Consider the following 18,428-nt stretch of genomic DNA (forward strand, 5'->3'; position numbering starts at 1 on the left):
GTTAGAAAAATCACACGTTTTGATTTTAACATGAAGTTATTAAGAAATGAAGTAAATGATGATTCTGCTATGCCTTAATGTATCTTAAATTCTTCACTTTCTCAATGTTAGAAAAATCACACGTTTTGATTTTAACATGAAGTTATTAAGAAATGAAGTAAATGATGATTCTGCTATGCCTTAATGTATCTTAAATTCTTCACTTTCTCAATGTTAGAAAAATCACACGTTTTGGTTTTTAACATGAAGTGATTAAGAAATGAAGTTAATGAAGATTTCGGTTGGTCTTAATGCCTCTTAAATTCTTCACTTTCTCAAATTTAGAAAAATCACACGTGTTTAGTTTTTAAAATGAAGCGATTAAGTAAATGAAGGTTTTTTGCAAAAAAAAGGATTAAGAAGGTCGAGTTCTCTTAATCCTTTTTAAATATTTCTAATATCTATTAAGCGGAGTTTCTACTCGCATTAATATTTCCGAAAAGCGACCTTGTAACCATTTTCTCAAAAACAGTTTTGGCATTTTCGTCTAGATTTTCTTCCACTTCTTGCAAGGCATATTGCTGAATAGCCAACAATGGCAATACAATATTTTCACGATATTCTACTGACATCATGCTGATAGGGTCAGTTTCCATCAATAATTTTTGACCTGAAACTAAGAGCATATTGTTTATACTTCTCTGTTGTTCTTCATACAAAATATTCCAAAATTCACCATAAATGGGGTCGTTTTTCATATATGAAGTCAATGGAAAATATGTTTTCGAAAGAGCCATCATGCTATTTTGCATCAAGGTTTTGAAGTATAATGAATTCTCAAAAAGGTCTTTCAAATCCTCCAATTTTCCTTCATCTATTTTAGACTGAAGAGCAGTACCAAATCCAAAGAAGCCCGGAACATTTTGTTTTAATTGACTCCATGATCCCACAAAAGGGATAGCCCGTAAGTCGCTCAATTTAAGCTGACTAGAAGTGCTTCTTTTACTTGGTCGGCTTCCGATTTTGGTTTTTCCGTAATATTTGAGCGGGCTTTTATGTTCCAGATATGATACAAATAGCGGATGATTTTTTAATTCTAAATACTTCTTGCCACCCACTTCAGCCAATTCTTCTATAAGGTCACGTTCTTGACTACTTATCAGTGATTTGTCGTCTGTAAAGATGTCGTTTATTACTCCTGCTGATAGCAACTGTTCGAAGTTGAAAATCGCCTGAGGTTTTGAGCCATACATTGAAGAGATGGTTTGTCCTTGTATGGTTATCTGGATTTCATTATTCGCAATACTTGGACCCTGTGAAGCATAAAACTGATGCGTTTTGCCACCACCACGAGCTGGAGGGCCGCCTCTGCCGTCAAAAAAGACGACATTTATGCCGTTTTCCATTGATACGGCTGTTAGGTTTTCCTTTGCTTTGTAAATCTCCCAGTTGGCTTTTATATATCCACCATCTTTGGTTCCATCCGAAAAACCAAGCATAATCGTTTGGAAATCAGAACGGTACTTGAGTTGTTTTTTGTAATATTCTAAATTATAAAGCTCACCCATAGATTGTCTGGCAGTATCCAAACCTTCGATGGTTTCGAAAAGGGGTACTATATCAACGTTTATTTCTTCTATTCCACAAAACTTAAACATAGCCAATACTTCCAATACAGAACACGATGAAGTAGAGTTAGAAATGATGTATCTGTGGCATGCTTTTTCGCCATTCTTGGTTTGTATTTCTTTGATTGCCCTGATAGTTTTGAAGGTGTCTTTTACTAGAGGGTCTTCAAATTCGTCTTCATTAACTATAATGTCATTATTGGTCAAGAAAGCAACTTTTTCTTCATGAGACCAAGCCGCATAAGGTTGGTCAGAAACATTGTATTTGGCCACAACAGCTTGAAAAACAGCTTCGTGGATACTACTGTCTTGTCTGATGTCAAGGCTAGCGAAGTGCATACCGAACAATTTTACTCTTCTGATAAACCTGTCCAACTCATCCAAAAACATCGAGTTGTGGTTGCTTACCATTTTGTCTCTAACCTCTGCCAAGGCTCCCAAAAGTTCCGGGGCCGTAAGGTCATTGTTAAGACCAAACATGTTGGTATAAATACGATTGTTTATTTTATCCAAAAGTGGAATCACACCTTTGAAAGTAAACCTACGTCTGATGTCTTTGAAATGATTGTAATAGCATTTCAAAATATTTGTTCTGAGTTCTTGAGCAACTTTCTTACTGATTTCGGCGGTGACAAATGGGTTACCGTCTCTGTCGCCTCCTGGCCAAAAACCAAGGTCAATAATAGACCTAAAGGCTTCTTCTTCGTCTAAGATATCATTGTATATGAGGTCATGAAGTTGACCAATTGCCTCGTAATAAACATGTCTGAGATAGAAAATTATACTTTGGGCTTCTTGGACCGGAGTGGGTTGTTCGTCATTGATAAACGGTGTTTTGCCCAATTGCTGCAGTAAAGCATCTATGGCATTTATATCGTTTACAGCAATGCAAGCTTCTAAGTCTTGTATGATTCTGAGTACTGAATTGGGATAAAATTGGGTTGGGTGGGCGGTGAAAACTACTCTTACCTTAAAGTTTTTTAGTTTTTCTTTAACTTCTTCTATTTTGCCATGCTGGGAGGCCAAGGCAATGATAGAGGCTAAAGTTCCTTTTGTGTTGGTAGCATTGAGTTTCTCGAAAGCTGCGTCCTCAACAGAGTCAAAAAGTACAACTTGACGTTCGATATAGGTGATAAATCTAAAAAGCAAGTCTATTTTCTCTTTCTCTGTCTTGATGTTTGTATACCGATCAAAAAAAGAATTGATTATTTCTTTTGGCGTAAGGCCACCTTCAAATCCTTGTTTGGCTTTGTCATGCAAAAATGGCATAAGTGTGCCAATATTGGTCATCTTATCATACGGCAACCTCGAAAAAAGGGTGTTGAATACCAAATATTTGTTATGTACCTCTTGGGTAAATAAGGTCTCAAGATTTTGTTTAGACATGGTTTTGTTTTTCCAAATGATAATAATTCAAAACAAAGATAATAAAACACAAAAAATAGAAGGAAATTGTGGTGATTTGTTGCCTAAAAGGAAGTAAAATGTTATTTATTCCAAATTAAATATTGGTAAATTGATATTTTTTAGAATAAAACCTTTGCATAGTTGTTTAAAATAAAGTCAATTGTATGTCTTTTAAAGTTCTGAACGAGCTTTTGTTCAATTCAGGGAAAGTAAAATTAGGAAAGAATTTCTCTTTGGCTATTTTTAAAGATTGATGAAAAGAATCAGCTAATATTCCGCTTCCTTTCATTCTTTCTTTGGGTATTTTACTGCCGAGATTTCCTCCGTGAAGACTACGAATCTGGTTTAAGATTTTATCTGCTCGGTCGGGATAATGTGTTTTTGCCCATTGCATAAAAATAGGTTCTACTACATCATTAAGCCTGACCATTGTAGACGAAAACCCAAAGGCTCCATTCAAATAAAATTGCTCAGCCAATGTAAAAATTTCGTGGCTGTTAACAGCCGGAATGATGGGAGCAATCATGCCAAAAACAGGAATGTCATTTTCTGCAAGCACTTTCATGGCCTTGAGTTTGTTGGCAGCAGAAGAGGTGCGAGGTTCAAGAACTCTTCGTGTTTCTTCATTCAAAGTAGTGATGGATAAAGCCACAGCCACCAAATTATCTTTTCTGAGCTCCAATAAAATATCCAAATCTCTTAGCAAAAGGGCATTTTTAGTAATAATAGTAAGTGGATGTTTATGTTTTAAGCAAACTTCCAGTAATTGTCGAGTAAGTTTGAATTTTCGTTCAGCAGGTTGATAACAATCGGTATTTCCTGAAAATGAAATGGGATTTGGTACGTAATTGCGTTTTTGAAAATGCTTTTCGAGGAGAGCGGGAGCGTCGGGTTTGTAAAGGATTTTTCGCTCAAAATCTACACCTGCATTCAGCGACCAATACTCATGCGTGGGTCGTGCATAACAATATGAACAGCCATGTTCGCAGCCTTGGTAAGGGTTTAGAGATTGTACAAAGGGCAAGTCTATGCTTTTGACCTGATTTACAATGGTTTTGGCATGTACTTTTATGAATTCTGTCTTGGTTTTTGTTTCTTCATAGTCGTAGTCGTTTTCCCAAAACGCTACGGTTTCCGTTTTGTCAAACCGATTTTTTACATTGTTTACAGCTCCTTGTCCTTTCATTTTCTAAAAGTAAGAAGCTAGAGTTGAATTAGAAAAAAATGCTAAATTCCTTGGAGCTATTTGGCTTATTTTTTTGCCATTAAAGCATGAATGATTTGTATAAACCTATTCTTTTACTTTATTTTTTCTCCCAAAAATAAAATATATCAGACCACCAAAGGGCACAAAGATGGTCACCAACACCCAAATAAGTTTGTGGTTTCCTTCAAATTTACTTCTTACGATATCTATAATCGCAAAAATCATGAATAGCCAAAAGGAAAACACCATGATTTGCCAAAAAACCAAACCGAAAGAAGGGGATAAGTAATTCATGTTTTATTTTTTTGTTAAAACGCCGAGCATCCATGCTGCTAAAACACCCACTGCAGTACTTAATGCTATGGCATAAATATAGCTCCGAATAAGAAATGCACCGTTGTCTTTACCGAAGATATTGAAGAGGTCTTTGGTAAAAGCAAAGTAGGCTATTTCAAGAAATAAAGGTAGTAGTAATATCCAGAAGTTGATTTCCAGGTTTTTGGTGAAATAGTATACCAAGGCAGAGATGAGTAAAAGAGGAATGGCGACAATCAGTTGTATAATTGGCCCTACACCAACTTCGCTGCCCGGATAGCTGCTTTTGGTAATGATAAGTATGTTTAAAATGAAAGCAAGAATTACGATTCCGAGCAGAATAAAATACATTTTGTCCATGGTCTGTTTTTAAGGGGTTTTGTTTTTTAGTATTATAATTTTTGTTGGATATAGGCTGTTTTTTTCTAATGTTTTGGTAAAAAGCTCCATGTCATTTTCATCGTTCCAAACATTTATGGATAATCGGATAGCGTTTCCACGGTAGGATACAAACACTTTTTCGTCAGAAAGAGCCTTTTGGATAGTTTCGATTTTGAGGTCTTTAGGTAACCTTATTCCAAACAAATGTGCAGATCGAAAATCTTCATTTTCAATCCAATAGCCTGCTTTTCTTAGTCTTTCTATGAAAGGTTTTGCTAGGTTTTTGGCGTAGTTTTGAACCTCCTCTGGCTGCCATTCTATTAATAAATCAAGGGCTTTTTCTACCATGGGTAGGTTGATGAAATTACTAAATTCACCCATGTTGTACCTGAAAGCACCTTCTTGATAGTCAGTCTGATAGTTGATGAGGTTTTTGAAATCTTGACTATTTTTTCGTCCAATCCAGGTTTGTTCAAGCGGAAAACCATCATCAAAGTATTTGCCAAAATAAGCTAGAGTTGTACCATAAGGTCCTAGAAGCCATTTATAAGTGGCAGCAACTAGAAAATCTGGTCGTATTTCCTGAATATCAAACGCATAAGCTCCCAAGTGTTGGGTGGCATCTATTATCAATAAGATACCATTCTGCAGACATTTCTCTTTGATTTTTTCGAGATTAAAGAGTGTGCCATCTGCCCAATGTGTAGGTGAAATACAAACAGCCAAAGCTTCAGAATTCAAAGCTTTTAAAAGGGCTTCATTCCAGTTTTTGCCTCTATTTTCTAGGTTTAGGGGTGCTTGGATGGTTTCAATGCTTACTTTCGGGTTTTCGGAAATAAGTTCTCCCCAAGCATAAACATCGCTTGGGAATTCCTCGCCCACCAGTACAACTTTGGTTTTTTGATTTGGAATTCCCTTTTTCAAAATGTTTTTTACCACCGTTGCCATACCATACGAGACGGAAGGCATTATTGCAATCTGCTCATAGTCAGGGCAGTTAATAAGCTTGGCGAACTTTTTCTTGACATGAATGGCAGTGTCAAAAAAATGCTCTTGGCTTATTTCATATGGTTGTGATTTTCTTAATAAACCCTTTATACCAGCTTCTTCCACTATTTTCGGTAGTGGCGACATGGTGGCACAATTGAGATAATGTATGTTTTCAGGTAAAGAGAAAAACGCTTTTTTATCTTGCATTAAAATTTTATTTCGGCATTCTTTTGGCGTACCAAGTCATTTGTCCACGGTGGTTGGCAAAATGTTCGGCTACATGAAACCATTTGCAGTAATTATTCCAGTCCCAGTCTTTGGTTTCACCAGAAAGGAACCATTTATCATCTCTTTTTTTAAATTCGGCTTTGGATTTTTCCCTCACTTCATTCATGGCGTCTTTGTAAAAACTGAGCGGATTGCCCTTTATTTGTTTCCGAGCATCCTCTTCCAGATTCATGGCCACATTCCACTTTTCTTTATTTTCTTTCGTGAAGTCTTCGAGATTAAAGAAGGTAATGTCTTGATAAATAACTTCAGTGGCAGCCAAATGCATCATTAAAGAACCAATAGAGTTGGAATCCTTGTCATGGATGTAGTCCAACTGTTCAATGCTTAGTTTTTTGTTGTAACTAATCACGGAGTTACTCAACCAATCTAACATTGTGATAAGTGTACCTATTTGAGGCGTGTAACCTTCAATAGGTCCAATTAAGTTGATATTTCTGTCGGCAGGAAGCGTCTTGCCGTAACCATTGCGAGGAAGTACCAAGGCTCCTGCACCCATGGCAGTTATTCCGAATGAAGTTTCTAGAAAGTTTCTCCGATTAAATTTTTCGTTGTTCATAGTTTAGGCGTTTAAGTTTGCATAAATGTATGAAAAATTGGGTTTTAAATTCAAGAGGAATCACCAAAAAACTTTTTAGCAATTATACAGTCGGGGGTTTTTTCTTGCCAAAAAACTTCTTTTTGAATGGTTTATTGAAGCTACGTTTTTCGACAGAATATGCAGGAGCAGGCCCAAGTCCTAAACTTTCTGTGATATTTTGTTTTTCCACTTCTCTTTCAAGTAGTTTCTCTATACTCGCTATTTTTCGTTGATCTTTTTCGTTGATAAAAGTGAAGGAAGTTCCGGTAGTTTCAGCACGAGCAGTTCTACCTATTCGGTGAATGTAATCTTCGGCATCGCGTGGGACGTCATAGTTTATCACCAAATTTAGATTATTGATGTCAATTCCCCTAGAAAGTACATCTGTAGCTACTAAAATATTGAAATTTTTGTTTTTAAATCCTCTCAAATACTCCTCACGTTCTTCTTGGCTATTGTCAGAAGATATACCTCTGGCCATTATTTTTACTTTTCCCAAGGCTCTAATAATCTGATTGATCATTGATTTTTGAGAAGAGAAAATAATTATAGTTAGGTCTTTTTTGTCTTTCAATAAATGAATTAAAAGTGGGAGTTTTTGGTGATCAGCTGCTAAGAAAAACTGTTGGTCAATACCCACTGCTGGCTTAGAAACTGCCAGTTTGATTTCTTCTGGATTTCTTAGAATTTTGTTAGCGAAATCTCTGATTTTCTGCGGCATTGTAGCCGAAAACATCAAATTTTGGCGGTTGACAGGTAAGTGTTTGATAACATATAGAATGTCATCTGAGAATCCCATGTCTAACATTTTGTCGGCTTCGTCGAGTACCAAGCATTTGAGGTCATCAAACTTAACATCGCCTGACTTCATGTGTGCGAGTAGTCGACCTGGGGTGGCAATGATTATGTCTGCTCCATCCACCAAGGCTTTGCGTTGCTGGTCCCAGTTCTCACCTTTTCCTCCACCATAAATTGCTAGTGATGTGGCTCTTATGAAATAACTAAACCCTTCTATTTGTTCGTCTATCTGTTTGGCCAGCTCACGTGTTGGCACCAAAATTAAAGCTGTAATGTGCTCGTTTCCGCTTCTAATAATCAAATCCAAAAGTGGAATTAAATAAGCAGCTGTTTTGCCAGTACCCGTTTGAGCCGAAGCTATTAGGTCTTTACCGTCGAGAATAATCGGGATGGCCATTTCTTGTATGGGCGAGGCCTGAAGGTAGTTCATGGCATCTATACCAGCCAGTACGTCTTCGTGTATATTGAGTTCGTTGAATTGCAATTGTTTACTATTTATTTTATTAGCCAAAGCTAGAATAATACAAATATAGTGTTAAGTGTGCAAAGAGCAATATATTAGGCCATTGATGATGGACGAAATGGGTTTGATTCAGAGGTTTTTCTGAATCAAACTTTTCTCACTTCCGTATTTCCACCACCATTTAAAGTCAAACTTACAGGTTGGTTGTTCTTCCAAGCACCTCGGGTAAAGTCTGGAATATCGACGGTTTTTCCTTTTTTCATCACCGAAAGTTCGCTAGCATGAGCAACGGAGCTCCATGCGGCAGCATCATACACATCTTGATCAAGCGGTAAGCCGTTTCTTAGGCAATCTATCAATCGCCAATCCATTATAAAGTCCATGCCGCCATGTCCACCTACTTTTTTGGCTATTTCACCGATGTGTTTAACGAGTGGTGTGGTATATTTTTCCTCAATTTCTTTCAGCTCTTTTTCGCTCATCCAGTCTTCGCCAAGGGCTATTTTACTCGGTTCAGGCCATTTTTGTGCTACACCTTTTGTGCCGCTCAAAAGATGTATTCGTGAGTATGGTCTGGTAGAAGTTACATCATGTTGGAGCATAATGGTTTTGCCTTTTTCGGTTTTTATGATGGTCGTATTCATATTACCTCTGAAAGGTTTTCCCACATAATCTTCATAGAAAGGGTCGTTGGCGGCCAAAGATTTAGCCATTTCGCCCATTTGGAAATCATTGGAAGAAATTGCCACCAAATGGTCAAATCTATCGCCTCGGTTGATGTTGAGACATTGTGAAATAGGCCCCAAACCATGGGTAGGGTAGAGGTTGCCGTTTCGGTTGGCGTTTTCGTTGAGTCGCCACATGTCTGAATAAGAAGTTTTTCCGAAATTGGCATTCAAGAGATTGTGAATATAAGCACCTTCTGCATGAATTAATTCGCCGAAAAGGCCATTTCTGGCCATATTTAGGGTCATTTGCTCGAAAAAGTCATAGCAAGTATTCTCCAACATCATGCAATGTTTTTTGGTTTTTTCGGAGGTTTCTACCAATTGCCAACATTCGTCAATAGTTTTGGCGGCTGGGACTTCAATGGCCGCATGTTTGCCGTTGTTCATGGCATAAACAGCCATGGGTGTGTGCAAACTCCAGGGAGTACATATATAAACCAAGTCGATGTCATTGCTTTCACAGAGTCCTTTCCAGCCATCTACCCCGCTATATTCTCTTGCTTTTGGTAGGTTAGATTTCGATAAAACAGCTTGTTGTTTTTCAACTCTAGCTGGGTCTTTGTCGCAAAGTGCCACAATTTCAACAGCAGCTATTTGGCTCATACGTTTTACAGCTCCCGGCCCACGATTTCCTAAACCAATGAAACCAATCCTGACTTTGTCAAGCTTGGGAGCCGCAAAACCACACATGTTAAATGCTTGTTTGGTTTTTGATTTAGCTATTTCGCTATTTTCAGATTTCAAGGTGGCATTAGAAATGCTAGGTAGGCTGATGACAGCTGCACTTGTGCCTAGATTTTGGAGAAATTTCCTTCTATTAGATTTCATTTTTGTTTGGGTAGGTTGAATATTTGATTAAACCCAATATCCATGATAGAGATATTGGGTTTTTTATAAAGATTTAGATTACAACTTCCGCATATTCAATGGATCCCAATTGATGGCTTTTTTCTGGAAATAGCTCTCGTTGCAGGCTAAAACTGGGGCTGCTGCTCTGAAACCAAATATGGGGTCTTCTATGGTAGCTTGGCTTCCCTTTCTGATATTTTCGAAGAAATTACCGAAATGATTCGCATGCTCGTCAGAACCGGCTTCAGGGGTAAATTTAACTTCCTTTACAGGCTCGCCCTTGCGGTCTGCTTCATTGAATTTGGCATTATATTCTTTCTCGAATTCTTTTTGCTGAGCATCTGAAAAAGTAAAATAACTGTCATAGTTTCCAAATCCAGGTGCTTTTGGAAGTTTTTTCTTACTTAAAGTTAATCCATTGCCTGAAAAATCTATCTGGCCTTCGGTACCGATTATTCTGGTGTTGTTGTTAATCGTTCCAGCATTGGCAAAGTTCACTCTTAATACCATCTGAAATTCCTCATGTGTTGCTGCTTTTGGATAATCCAAAATAGCCACCATCACATCAGGCACATCTCTTCCTTCTTTCCAATATCTAAGTCCGCCTGAAGCGAAGATTCTGTTTGGTCCTTTGGAATCAACCACGTAATGCACTCCTGTGATTAAGTGCACAAACAAATCACCAGCTACGCCTGTTCCATAGTTTTTGTAATTTCTCCAACGGAAAAATCTGTTGGCATCAAAAGGCATTTTGGCAGTATCTTTCAAAAATGTATCCCAATCTACTGTAGAAGGTGATGCGTCGGTAGGAATGGAGTAGTTCCAAGCACCTATTGCACTGAAGCGGTCAGAGTTGGATTCCACATAATTTATAGCTCCTATATCACCTGCGGCTATGATTCTTTTGGCTTCTTGAAATACACTTCCACTGATCCTCTGGCTGCCCACTTGCATGGTTTTACCAGATTTTCTCCAAGCGTCTATTACAGGTTTCCCTTCATTTATGGCTTGTACCATTGGTTTTTCACAATACACATTTTTGCCAGCATTAAGGGCATCAATCGTAATTTTATCATGCCAATGGTCAGGCGTGGCTATTATTACAGCATCTATATCTTTTCTACGAAGGATTTCTCTGTAGTCGCGGGTGACAAACATGTCATTGCCGAATGTTTGTTTCACTCTGTCTAGTCTGCCAGTATATAAATCCGCCGCAGCCACAAATTCTACTCCTGCTGTTTTTAGAGCTGATTTGGTATCATAATGTCCCTGAATCCCCATTCCGATTGTTGCCAATCTGATTTTATCGTTGGGGCTTACAGACAAACTCTTGATAATATTGAATGGTTTTGCAATCGTACTAACACCAGATAACACAGCCAAACTACCCATGTTTCTGATAAATTTTCTTCTAGAAGGCTTCATATTTTATGAGGGTTGAAATTTTTGAAATCAAATATAGTAGATTTGAGCATCAGTTTTAAAGAAATGAGCTTAGTTTTTTGGCAAAAAAAATACACCTCAAAAACTCAAGGCGTATTATATATTTATATAGGTTTAGGGGTAAAAAACTAACAAAAAATCCTTCAAATTCATGAAGGACTTGTAAATTTTACTCTATGGGTTGAGTACTTGCATAAACTAAAGCTCCACCTGCTATTGCTAAATCTTTTAATAAACTCATCATTGACATTTGTCCACTATCTCCACCTGCCAAAGCCCCAGGTAGGTGTATGGCAAAAACAAAAATGAGTAATAAAATGGCTAAAAGAGTTGATGCTAATCTGGCTTTTTTCTGAATGATGATACTCACTCCAGCTCCTATGAGAGCTATACCTGTGACATACACCCATATTACTCCGCCAGGCAATGGTACCATACCAGCCATAGCGTCAGCAGCCATAAAATGTAGTATTCCGAAAATTGCCATAGGGACGGCTAATAAGAAACGGCCGAGTTTGGTCAATGGACCGATTATTTGCTCCATAATTTAGTGATGTTTAGGTTAGGGTTAAATAGAAATTCTCCGAAAATTAATATTTTTTATGAATATAAAACAAAAATTAAAGATTTTTTTTTGACTTAGTTTTAATTTTAGTCTGAAAATCGGTAGACTTTTTTTAGCTTAATTAATCCAAAGTTGAATAAATTTGCTCAATCCATAATTGCTGAATAGGTATATAATTTAAATAATTTAGAAGCAATTTTAATACATAAAGTCCCAAAAATTGGGACTTGGAAGGTTCATAATCTGAATATCAATGAAATTTCTCCTCCATTATTACATTGTGTTTATCTCCTCCCAGTTTGATTTCAAAGTATATTTTAAAAGATTCAAGGAAGAGCAAGTAAAATCTGTTGTTGCTAGAAAGTTTTAGTTCTTATCTGTTATATTGAAACAAACTTAATTTTAAATATTAGACTTATTAAGGAGATAAATTAATAGGCTATTAAAATGTATAAAGCGATTTAATTCGAAATATTATTTCATTATTCTTAAGTGTTTAAGATAATTTTTTTGAAAATTAGAAATGAAGAATCCCCATTTTCTAAGAAACTGAGAATTAAAGATTGTTATTTGAACCTAGTGGAATGAATGTTTCTTTGTTTAGACTTGCAAATACATTGAAATTAAGACACAAAAAATCTATGAAAGTAATTTTGACTGGAAGAGAATTTCAAGAAAGGAAGTCGAGATTTGGCATTTAAAACTGTCCAATCGGAAGTTTTATTTGAACAGTAGTCCCGATGTTTTGAATTGAATTCACCAAAAGTTCGCCCCCATGCATACGAATAATGTTTCGAGTTAGGGGCAAACCAATGCCGTAACCTTCGAAAAGTTGTGTGTTGGAGGCTCTAAAAAATGGGTCATAGATATATTCCATTTCGTTTTCAGGGATGCCAATGCCTGAATCTTTCACAACCAGCAAGATGTACGTGTCTATTGACCCAAGTGAAACATTGACAGTTTCAAATTTTGAGTATTTACAAGCATTTAATATGATGTTACTTACAGCCAAATGTAATAACTGGTTGTTTCCATTTACCTTGAGTTTCATTGGGTTTTCAGGCAAAAGACTCATGTCTATTACTATTTTGCTTTTTGGATTTATCTTTTCGGTAGTCACTTTTACATCCCAAAGCAACTGATCCATTCTTACTTTATCAAACTTAATCGTTTTACCGTTGAAGCCTGTTTGGGCTAAAAAAAGGAGAGCCTGCGTTTTTTTATCTAGGTTTTCGGCCTCTTCCAATATCACTTTTATAGTTTCTATATACTCTTCTACATTTCTGACTTTTGTTAAAGCCACATCAGCTTCGCCTATGATGGCTGTCAGAGGAGTTCTAAGTTCATGCGAAGCATTGCTTATGAAATTATTCTGGGTATTGAAGGAAGTTTCCATGCGATTCAGCATATTGTTGAAAGTCTTGGCTAATTCATCAAGCTCGTCTTTGTCGCCTTTTTGTTCCAGCCTCAAGTGCAGGTTTTTCAGATTTATTTCTTTAACCTTTTGTGTAATCTCAGTAATTGGTCGAAAAATAAATCGCATCAAAAAATAGGAAGTTAGAATAGCTAAAAAAGTGGCAACAATGAGTGAAACCCACATCGTTTTATTTAGGTATTTTTTCTGATGTAAGAGTAAGTAGTTTTCTGCGGAGCTAATAACCAAATAGTTTTTGTTATATATATCAATGACCTTGCTTTTTGAATAGACTTTTTTGTTGAAATGTTCGGATTGACCATTCGCAAGTGTATTTTTAAAAAACGCAATGGGTAAGTGCGTTAAATCTTTCTCAGTTTTAAAATCGTCTGATTTGTCTAGAAGGAAAATGTAATTTTTTTCGTTAGGAAATTCCTCCTCGATATTTTGTAAAAGGCCTTCCTCCAAATTTGGGTTGACTTTTATTTTTTCTTTTAAAAAAGTGTCAATTCTCGCTTCTAATAGTTTATGGAAATCGTCTTTTGAGTAGGTGTTTTCAAAAAAGTATACAAATCCCCCAAAAACCAAGATGATTAAGAAGTAGGAGGTCAATAACAAAAGATTAGCCTTCAATTGAATTTTCATCAGCCTATTAGATATTTTAAACTATCAAATACAAAATTCTGAATATGGATTTTAAGCACCAAGAAATCTGGGCTTATTAGATTTTTATATAAGAATCTAATGAGAACTTCAGCTTAGGTTTTCAACACATATCCCATACCTATGATAGTCTGAATGAGCTTGGTTTCGCTATTGACTTCAATTTTTTTTCTTAGATAATTAACGTAAACGTCCACCACATTGGTACCAAGGTCATAGTTTACACCCCAAACTTCCTCCAAAATATCAAGTCTAGATAAAACCCTTTCTTTGTTTTTAATAAAAAATAAAAGTAACCGATACTCAGTGGTGGTCAGAGAAATATCCTGATAGTTTCGGATCACCGTTTTGGTATAGTCATTCACCACCAAATCATCGATTCTGTAAATGAACTCTTCTTGAGCGTCTGGTTTTGGCAATGAGGTATTCTCCGTTCTTCTCAATAGGTTTCTGATTCTGGCAAGAAGTTCAATAAACTTAAACGGTTTTACGATATAATCATCAGCACGTTGTTCAAGTCCCATCACTATGTTTTCGGATGTACCTAATGCTGAAAGAAAAATAATTGGAATAGAAAGGTCTTTTTTACGGATTTCTTTACAAACATCATAACCGTTTATTTCGGGCAGCATGATGTCTAATATGATAAGGTCGTAGTTGTTTTCAAGGACCAAATTCAGACCTGATTTACCATCAAAAGCTACAGTCACCTCAAAACCTTCTTCGCAAAGTCCTTTTTTTATGAAAGAAACTACATGGGCTTCATCTTCTACCAACAGTATTTTTTTCATGTAAGCGTATTATTTTTTTAAGCACCTATTGAAACATATGCGTGCTTTGATATAAAAACCAAAAATAGGCTTTTGCGTCTTTCCAAAAAACAAAAAAAGGAAATAAATGATGCTTAAACTAAACTATGAAAAACTAAATAATTGCTTTGAATTCATTCGGAAAAGCAAAGGACTACATTTAAAGAATTGAAATGGAACACAGATGCGATTTAATAATTCTTAGAACAACAAAGTCAAATGGCACATAAAGCTATTTCTGAGCTTCAATTCTGATCCTGAAAGGTCTTGAATTAAAGGTTTTTGGACTAAAAATCCAGCAGTAATTTTTTTATAGTAAATTTCGCTACCAAGCATGGCAGTAGTCATATATCCGCCAGAAAACCTATTGTCGATGCCATTTTGTTTGTCGTTTTTGGCATATTCTCCCAACACTCCGATGTTGGGCAAAAACATAAAATCTCCAAGAGAAATTTGAGCAAAACCATTCAATATGGCTCTGCTTTTGTTGGCAAACTTATAATGGTTCTTGTTGGTGCCATTTATTTTGTAACTCAAGTCCACATTTAGCCCTATGTTGTTCTTTCGTACGGTGTAAATACTATTCACAAGATAATCAACCGAACCAGTACCCAACTGAAAATTGGGATTTGCTACTTCGTCCTCAGTCATGGCGTAGTCGTATTTTCCGGTTGGCAGTTTTATGCCACCCCCTAAAAGCCAAATGTGGTCGAACGTGTGTGCCGTACTATCAAAAAAAGTATTGACCACATTGTAATGTGCCAAAGCAGATACGTCACCAATTCCCGAAAGTGTTTTTCTCTCGCCAGAGGCCATGATGGTTTGCGTGTTAGATTGTACAGAACCCATCAAAATCAGTTGCGTTTTTTTGATTGGATATAGCCTGAGCCAAGGTTCAATGGACTGAAAATTTTCTTCGGTTCTTAGCAAATTACTGGTAAAATGCGAATCAAAGGTTTTGGTTTGATATCTGAGACCACCAAATTTAAAGTGCGATTGCGGTAAGATTCCAAAAAAAGATGAGCCATTTCCACAGCCGCAAACATCACAAGCTGAGGCATTTAGAGGGAGTAAGAGAATGAAAATTGAAATAATAATGTTTCTCATTTTTGTTTTGTAAATCGTCTATACCAAAGCAAAAAGCCAGTAATGGCCAATAAACCAGGGGTAAGACCTAAGATGATGTAAAATATTTTAAGTAAATGTCCGCCGAAATTTCCCACGTGCAGTGGAAAAGCAAAAGCCTCAAGTTTGTCGGTAAAAGCAAGCTGCTCGAAAGAACCAATCTTAAGCAATTCGCCATTTTGTGCATCAAAAACAATCGAATTTCCGGCAGCAAACATTTCGTTTTGGCCTTTTATGTTGCCTCTGATGCTAAATTTCCGCTCAGGTTGCGTTGGAAAATATACATAGCCTGGCTCCAAATCGGGATGAATCTGACAAGCTTGGGCAAACATTTTGTCAAATGACATTTTGGCTAAGGTATTCTTAGGTGTAGGAATCGTTTCTTTGTCCCAAGTTTCTTTTTCAAACGCAAAAATATTCATCCAGAAACCTGTAAAAAATATGATGGCATTGAAAAACAAAGACCACACGCCCACAATTCTATGCAAATCAGATGAGAAGGTCCTCCAGTTTTTACTTTTGAGTTTTATTTTGAAAGTCAGGACTTTCCAAATGGATTTTCGGTATACTATAAAACCCGTGATGATAGAAATGAGCATAGTCAGCCCAAAAATGGCCGAAAGTGCAGCTCCTGGCATACCCAAATGCAAGGAAAAATGCAGTTGGAAAATCCATTCTATCCAGCCTACTTCAAGATCATCGCCTCTACCGTGCCGCAGGATTTCTCCAGTGAACTGGTTAATAGTTAAGGCACCTAAATCATAGGAAATCAGACGGGCGTCGTTGAGGTATAATCTAAAATGATACGGCAGATTTTTGTCGGCATTCGGATTTACCCAAGCGAGACCGTCAAGATGGGTATATTTATCTGTTATGATTTTGTAAATACTGTCCAACGAAAGCGGATTTTTATCTGAAACTATCGGTTTTTGGTAAAAAAACTCTTCCAGTTGGTCCTTATACACCAAAATGGAGCCACTAAGCCCATAAATCAGCAGGAAAAATCCTGTGACAAGGCCAAACCATTTGTGGAGGCTATAAATCAGTCTTAATAATTGATTCTTTCTCAATTTTTTACAAATTTCTCTGGGTGTTTATCAAAAGATTCTTTGCACATTTTGCTGCAAAAGCCATATTGTTTTTCTTTATGGGTCGAAACCAGTTTTGTGCCTTTTTTTACAGTCATTTTGCAAACTGGATCCATGCCATTTTTGGCTAAAGTTTCAGATTTCTCTTTTTTGGGGTCTTGTTGAAAAGCTATCGCTGAGATGCTTACCAAAAGGCTGATGATCAAAAATGTCTTTTTCATTCTAAAATTTTTATTTGTGATTTTTAAGCTAAAATAGTTATCAATGATTACATTTCTCCATTACTTCATGGAATCTATCATGCAAAGCAAAAATCGCTTTTTTCAATTCTTCTTCATTGGCTTTTTTCTTTACCAATTTTGCTATTGCTTTTGATTCTTTTTCTAAAGCACTTATAGATTCTTTAACTCCAGGTTTTTGGTATTCTGCTGGTATTTTCGATTTTTTGAGAGCAGTTGCAAGCATAGCCAATTCTCCTGCGTTTTCCACGATAGGTTTATAATTGCCTTCTTCGGAAGGATGGAATGTTTTGGCCATTACGCTATGATAATCTTCAAGTTTTGGCCATTTTGGTTTTTGTGCATTGACGGTCAATGTGAACAGAAAAAGAACGATAATTATTGAAATATTTTTCATATTTATTTGATTTAAAATTTGTTATGGTGCAAACCTTTTGTCTTTCAGAAACGAATCATCGGTGAGTGTTTTTAGAAAGGCAATAATTTGGCTTTTCTCTTTTGAAGTAAGAGCAATTCCTCTTTTTGTATTTTGCTTGAAAATAGGGTCAAGCGTCTCTAAATTGGCCATATTGCCATCGGTATAGTGGTCCAGAACGTCTTCTAAGCTTATAAAACGCCCATCGTGCATGTAAGGGAAAGTATATTCAATATTTCTCAGACTCGGTACTTTGAACTTGTATTTGTCTTCTTTGAGTTCGGTAATTCTGTATCTACCCGTATCCACAAAATTCCTAAAAAAGTCTGTCGGTAGTCCGTTTGACCTAAAAGACTCATCGGTAAATAGTGGCTCAGGGTGGCAGCTGGCACAACCTTTTTCATTGAAAAGTGTTAGTCCGGCCTTCTCATCAGTATTGAAACTGGCTTTTCCTGCTTTGTATTGGTCGTACTTAGCGTTGGCCGAAACCAAGGTGAGCATAAACTGTGAGAGCGATTTCAGAAATCTTTCCGTAGTAACCTCTTCTGTCCCGAAGGCTTTTTTGAACATTGGCGGATAGCTAGCATCTTTCCTGAGTTTCTGCAGAACATTACCAATTCGCTCGTCCATTTCCACTGGATTTTCTATTGGAGCCAAAGAAAAAAGGTCTAGGTCAAATACTCCGCCGTCCCAAAAGAAAGTCTTCCCCCAAGCCAAATTCTGCAATGCAGGTGCATTTCTTGGACCTACCTGACCATCGATACCGTGGCTTTGTGCATGCCCATGGTGGGTAAATGCATACGGTTGATTATGACATTCGGCACAAGAAATGGTCCCGTCTCGCGAGAGTTTACCGTCGAAAAATATCTTTTTTCCCAACAAGAATCCATCCTCCGTGATGGGGTTGGATTCCATTTTGTAAGAAGTATTAGGAAAAGTACTCGGCTTTTCGAACAATACCAAAAGAGGATCAGGTTCGGTAGCTTTTTCTTTCGAACAACCCCAAAGTAATAAGGAAACAACAAGTACAATTCCTAATTTCAACTTCATTTCG

Annotated in this window: 17 protein-coding genes; all 17 read right to left on the reverse strand. The window is 36.8% G+C overall.

Features of this window, described 5'->3' with window-relative positions:
* Positions 1–443: 443 nt before the first annotated feature.
* Complete coding sequence (locus tag EGI24_RS11895; RefSeq protein WP_255048633.1) at positions 444–2,993, reverse strand: phosphoenolpyruvate carboxylase; 2,550 nt, start codon at positions 2,991–2,993, stop codon at positions 444–446.
* Positions 2,994–3,159: 166 nt separating this feature from the next.
* Positions 3,160–4,200, reverse strand: a complete 1,041-nt coding sequence (locus EGI24_RS11900) for a PA0069 family radical SAM protein (RefSeq protein WP_255048634.1) — start codon at positions 4,198–4,200, stop codon at positions 3,160–3,162.
* 105 nt (positions 4,201–4,305) lie between these two features.
* Complete coding sequence (locus tag EGI24_RS11905) at positions 4,306–4,515, reverse strand: PLDc N-terminal domain-containing protein (protein ID WP_255048635.1); 210 nt, start codon at positions 4,513–4,515, stop codon at positions 4,306–4,308.
* A gap of 3 nt (positions 4,516–4,518) precedes the next feature.
* Positions 4,519–4,896, reverse strand: a complete 378-nt coding sequence (locus EGI24_RS11910) for a hypothetical protein (RefSeq protein ID WP_255048636.1) — start codon at positions 4,894–4,896, stop codon at positions 4,519–4,521.
* A 9-nt stretch (positions 4,897–4,905) separates the two neighbouring features.
* Entirely contained in the window at positions 4,906–6,114 is a 1,209-nt protein-coding gene (locus tag EGI24_RS11915) for an aminotransferase class V-fold PLP-dependent enzyme (protein ID WP_255048637.1), read from the reverse strand.
* Between the two features lie 7 nt (positions 6,115–6,121).
* Positions 6,122–6,754, reverse strand: coding sequence for a DUF664 domain-containing protein (locus EGI24_RS11920; protein ID WP_255048638.1), 633 nt, complete (start codon positions 6,752–6,754; stop codon positions 6,122–6,124).
* 82 nt (positions 6,755–6,836) lie between these two features.
* Positions 6,837–8,057 (reverse strand): DEAD/DEAH box helicase, encoded by a 1,221-nt coding sequence (locus EGI24_RS11925; protein ID WP_255048639.1) that lies wholly within the window; start codon positions 8,055–8,057, stop codon positions 6,837–6,839.
* A gap of 125 nt (positions 8,058–8,182) precedes the next feature.
* The gene (locus EGI24_RS11930; protein WP_255048640.1) at positions 8,183–9,592 is read right to left on the reverse strand and encodes a Gfo/Idh/MocA family protein; all 1,410 of its coding nucleotides are present in this window, start codon (positions 9,590–9,592) and stop codon (positions 8,183–8,185) included.
* A gap of 78 nt (positions 9,593–9,670) precedes the next feature.
* Positions 9,671–11,038 carry a Gfo/Idh/MocA family protein gene (locus EGI24_RS11935; RefSeq protein WP_255048641.1) on the reverse strand — a complete coding sequence of 456 codons (1,368 nt, stop codon included), beginning with the start codon at positions 11,036–11,038 and terminating at the stop codon, positions 9,671–9,673.
* 187 nt (positions 11,039–11,225) lie between these two features.
* On the reverse strand, positions 11,226–11,600 hold the full coding sequence (locus EGI24_RS11940) for a DoxX family protein (protein WP_255048642.1): 375 nt from the start codon (positions 11,598–11,600) through the stop codon (positions 11,226–11,228).
* Positions 11,601–12,318: 718 nt separating this feature from the next.
* Complete coding sequence (locus EGI24_RS11945; RefSeq protein ID WP_255048643.1) at positions 12,319–13,680, reverse strand: HAMP domain-containing sensor histidine kinase; 1,362 nt, start codon at positions 13,678–13,680, stop codon at positions 12,319–12,321.
* A 113-nt stretch (positions 13,681–13,793) separates the two neighbouring features.
* On the reverse strand, positions 13,794–14,489 hold the full coding sequence (locus tag EGI24_RS11950) for a response regulator transcription factor (RefSeq protein WP_255048644.1): 696 nt from the start codon (positions 14,487–14,489) through the stop codon (positions 13,794–13,796).
* Positions 14,490–14,708: 219 nt separating this feature from the next.
* Entirely contained in the window at positions 14,709–15,614 is a 906-nt protein-coding gene (locus EGI24_RS11955) for a hypothetical protein (RefSeq protein ID WP_255048645.1), read from the reverse strand.
* Positions 15,611–16,702 carry a PepSY domain-containing protein gene (locus tag EGI24_RS11960; RefSeq protein WP_255048646.1) on the reverse strand — a complete coding sequence of 364 codons (1,092 nt, stop codon included), beginning with the start codon at positions 16,700–16,702 and terminating at the stop codon, positions 15,611–15,613. The genes EGI24_RS11955 and EGI24_RS11960 overlap by 4 nt, the downstream gene beginning before the upstream one ends.
* Positions 16,699–16,941 carry a YHS domain-containing protein gene (locus tag EGI24_RS11965; protein WP_255048647.1) on the reverse strand — a complete coding sequence of 81 codons (243 nt, stop codon included), beginning with the start codon at positions 16,939–16,941 and terminating at the stop codon, positions 16,699–16,701. The genes EGI24_RS11960 and EGI24_RS11965 overlap by 4 nt, the downstream gene beginning before the upstream one ends.
* A gap of 40 nt (positions 16,942–16,981) precedes the next feature.
* Positions 16,982–17,356, reverse strand: a complete 375-nt coding sequence (locus tag EGI24_RS11970; RefSeq protein ID WP_255048648.1) for a hypothetical protein — start codon at positions 17,354–17,356, stop codon at positions 16,982–16,984.
* A 21-nt stretch (positions 17,357–17,377) separates the two neighbouring features.
* A complete protein-coding gene (locus EGI24_RS11975) occupies positions 17,378–18,424 on the reverse strand; it encodes a cytochrome-c peroxidase (RefSeq protein WP_255048649.1) in 1,047 nt (348 codons plus the stop codon).
* Between the last annotated feature and the right edge of the window lie 4 nt (positions 18,425–18,428).

This window comes from Lacihabitans sp. CS3-21 (assembly GCF_024343675.1).
GTDB lineage: Bacteria > Bacteroidota > Bacteroidia > Cytophagales > Spirosomataceae > Leadbetterella.

What these genes read in the sequence shown, in the direction of transcription:
- EGI24_RS11895 (WP_255048633.1), bottom strand. Translation starts at nt 2,993, where the DNA reads ATGTCTAAACAAAATCTTGAGACCTTATTTACCCAAGAGGTACATAAC.
- EGI24_RS11900 (WP_255048634.1), bottom strand. Translation starts at nt 4,200, where the DNA reads ATGAAAGGACAAGGAGCTGTAAACAATGTAAAAAATCGGTTTGACAAA.
- EGI24_RS11905 (WP_255048635.1), bottom strand. Translation starts at nt 4,515, where the DNA reads ATGAATTACTTATCCCCTTCTTTCGGTTTGGTTTTTTGGCAAATCATG.
- EGI24_RS11910 (WP_255048636.1), bottom strand. Translation starts at nt 4,896, where the DNA reads ATGGACAAAATGTATTTTATTCTGCTCGGAATCGTAATTCTTGCTTTC.
- EGI24_RS11915 (WP_255048637.1), bottom strand. Translation starts at nt 6,114, where the DNA reads ATGCAAGATAAAAAAGCGTTTTTCTCTTTACCTGAAAACATACATTAT.
- EGI24_RS11920 (WP_255048638.1), bottom strand. Translation starts at nt 6,754, where the DNA reads ATGAACAACGAAAAATTTAATCGGAGAAACTTTCTAGAAACTTCATTC.
- EGI24_RS11930 (WP_255048640.1), bottom strand. Translation starts at nt 9,592, where the DNA reads ATGAAATCTAATAGAAGGAAATTTCTCCAAAATCTAGGCACAAGTGCA.
- EGI24_RS11935 (WP_255048641.1), bottom strand. Translation starts at nt 11,038, where the DNA reads ATGAAGCCTTCTAGAAGAAAATTTATCAGAAACATGGGTAGTTTGGCT.
- EGI24_RS11940 (WP_255048642.1), bottom strand. Translation starts at nt 11,600, where the DNA reads ATGGAGCAAATAATCGGTCCATTGACCAAACTCGGCCGTTTCTTATTA.
- EGI24_RS11945 (WP_255048643.1), bottom strand. Translation starts at nt 13,680, where the DNA reads ATGAAAATTCAATTGAAGGCTAATCTTTTGTTATTGACCTCCTACTTC.
- EGI24_RS11950 (WP_255048644.1), bottom strand. Translation starts at nt 14,489, where the DNA reads ATGAAAAAAATACTGTTGGTAGAAGATGAAGCCCATGTAGTTTCTTTC.
- EGI24_RS11955 (WP_255048645.1), bottom strand. Translation starts at nt 15,614, where the DNA reads ATGAGAAACATTATTATTTCAATTTTCATTCTCTTACTCCCTCTAAAT.
- EGI24_RS11965 (WP_255048647.1), bottom strand. Translation starts at nt 16,941, where the DNA reads ATGAAAAAGACATTTTTGATCATCAGCCTTTTGGTAAGCATCTCAGCG.
- EGI24_RS11970 (WP_255048648.1), bottom strand. Translation starts at nt 17,356, where the DNA reads ATGAAAAATATTTCAATAATTATCGTTCTTTTTCTGTTCACATTGACC.
- EGI24_RS11975 (WP_255048649.1), bottom strand. Translation starts at nt 18,424, where the DNA reads ATGAAGTTGAAATTAGGAATTGTACTTGTTGTTTCCTTATTACTTTGG.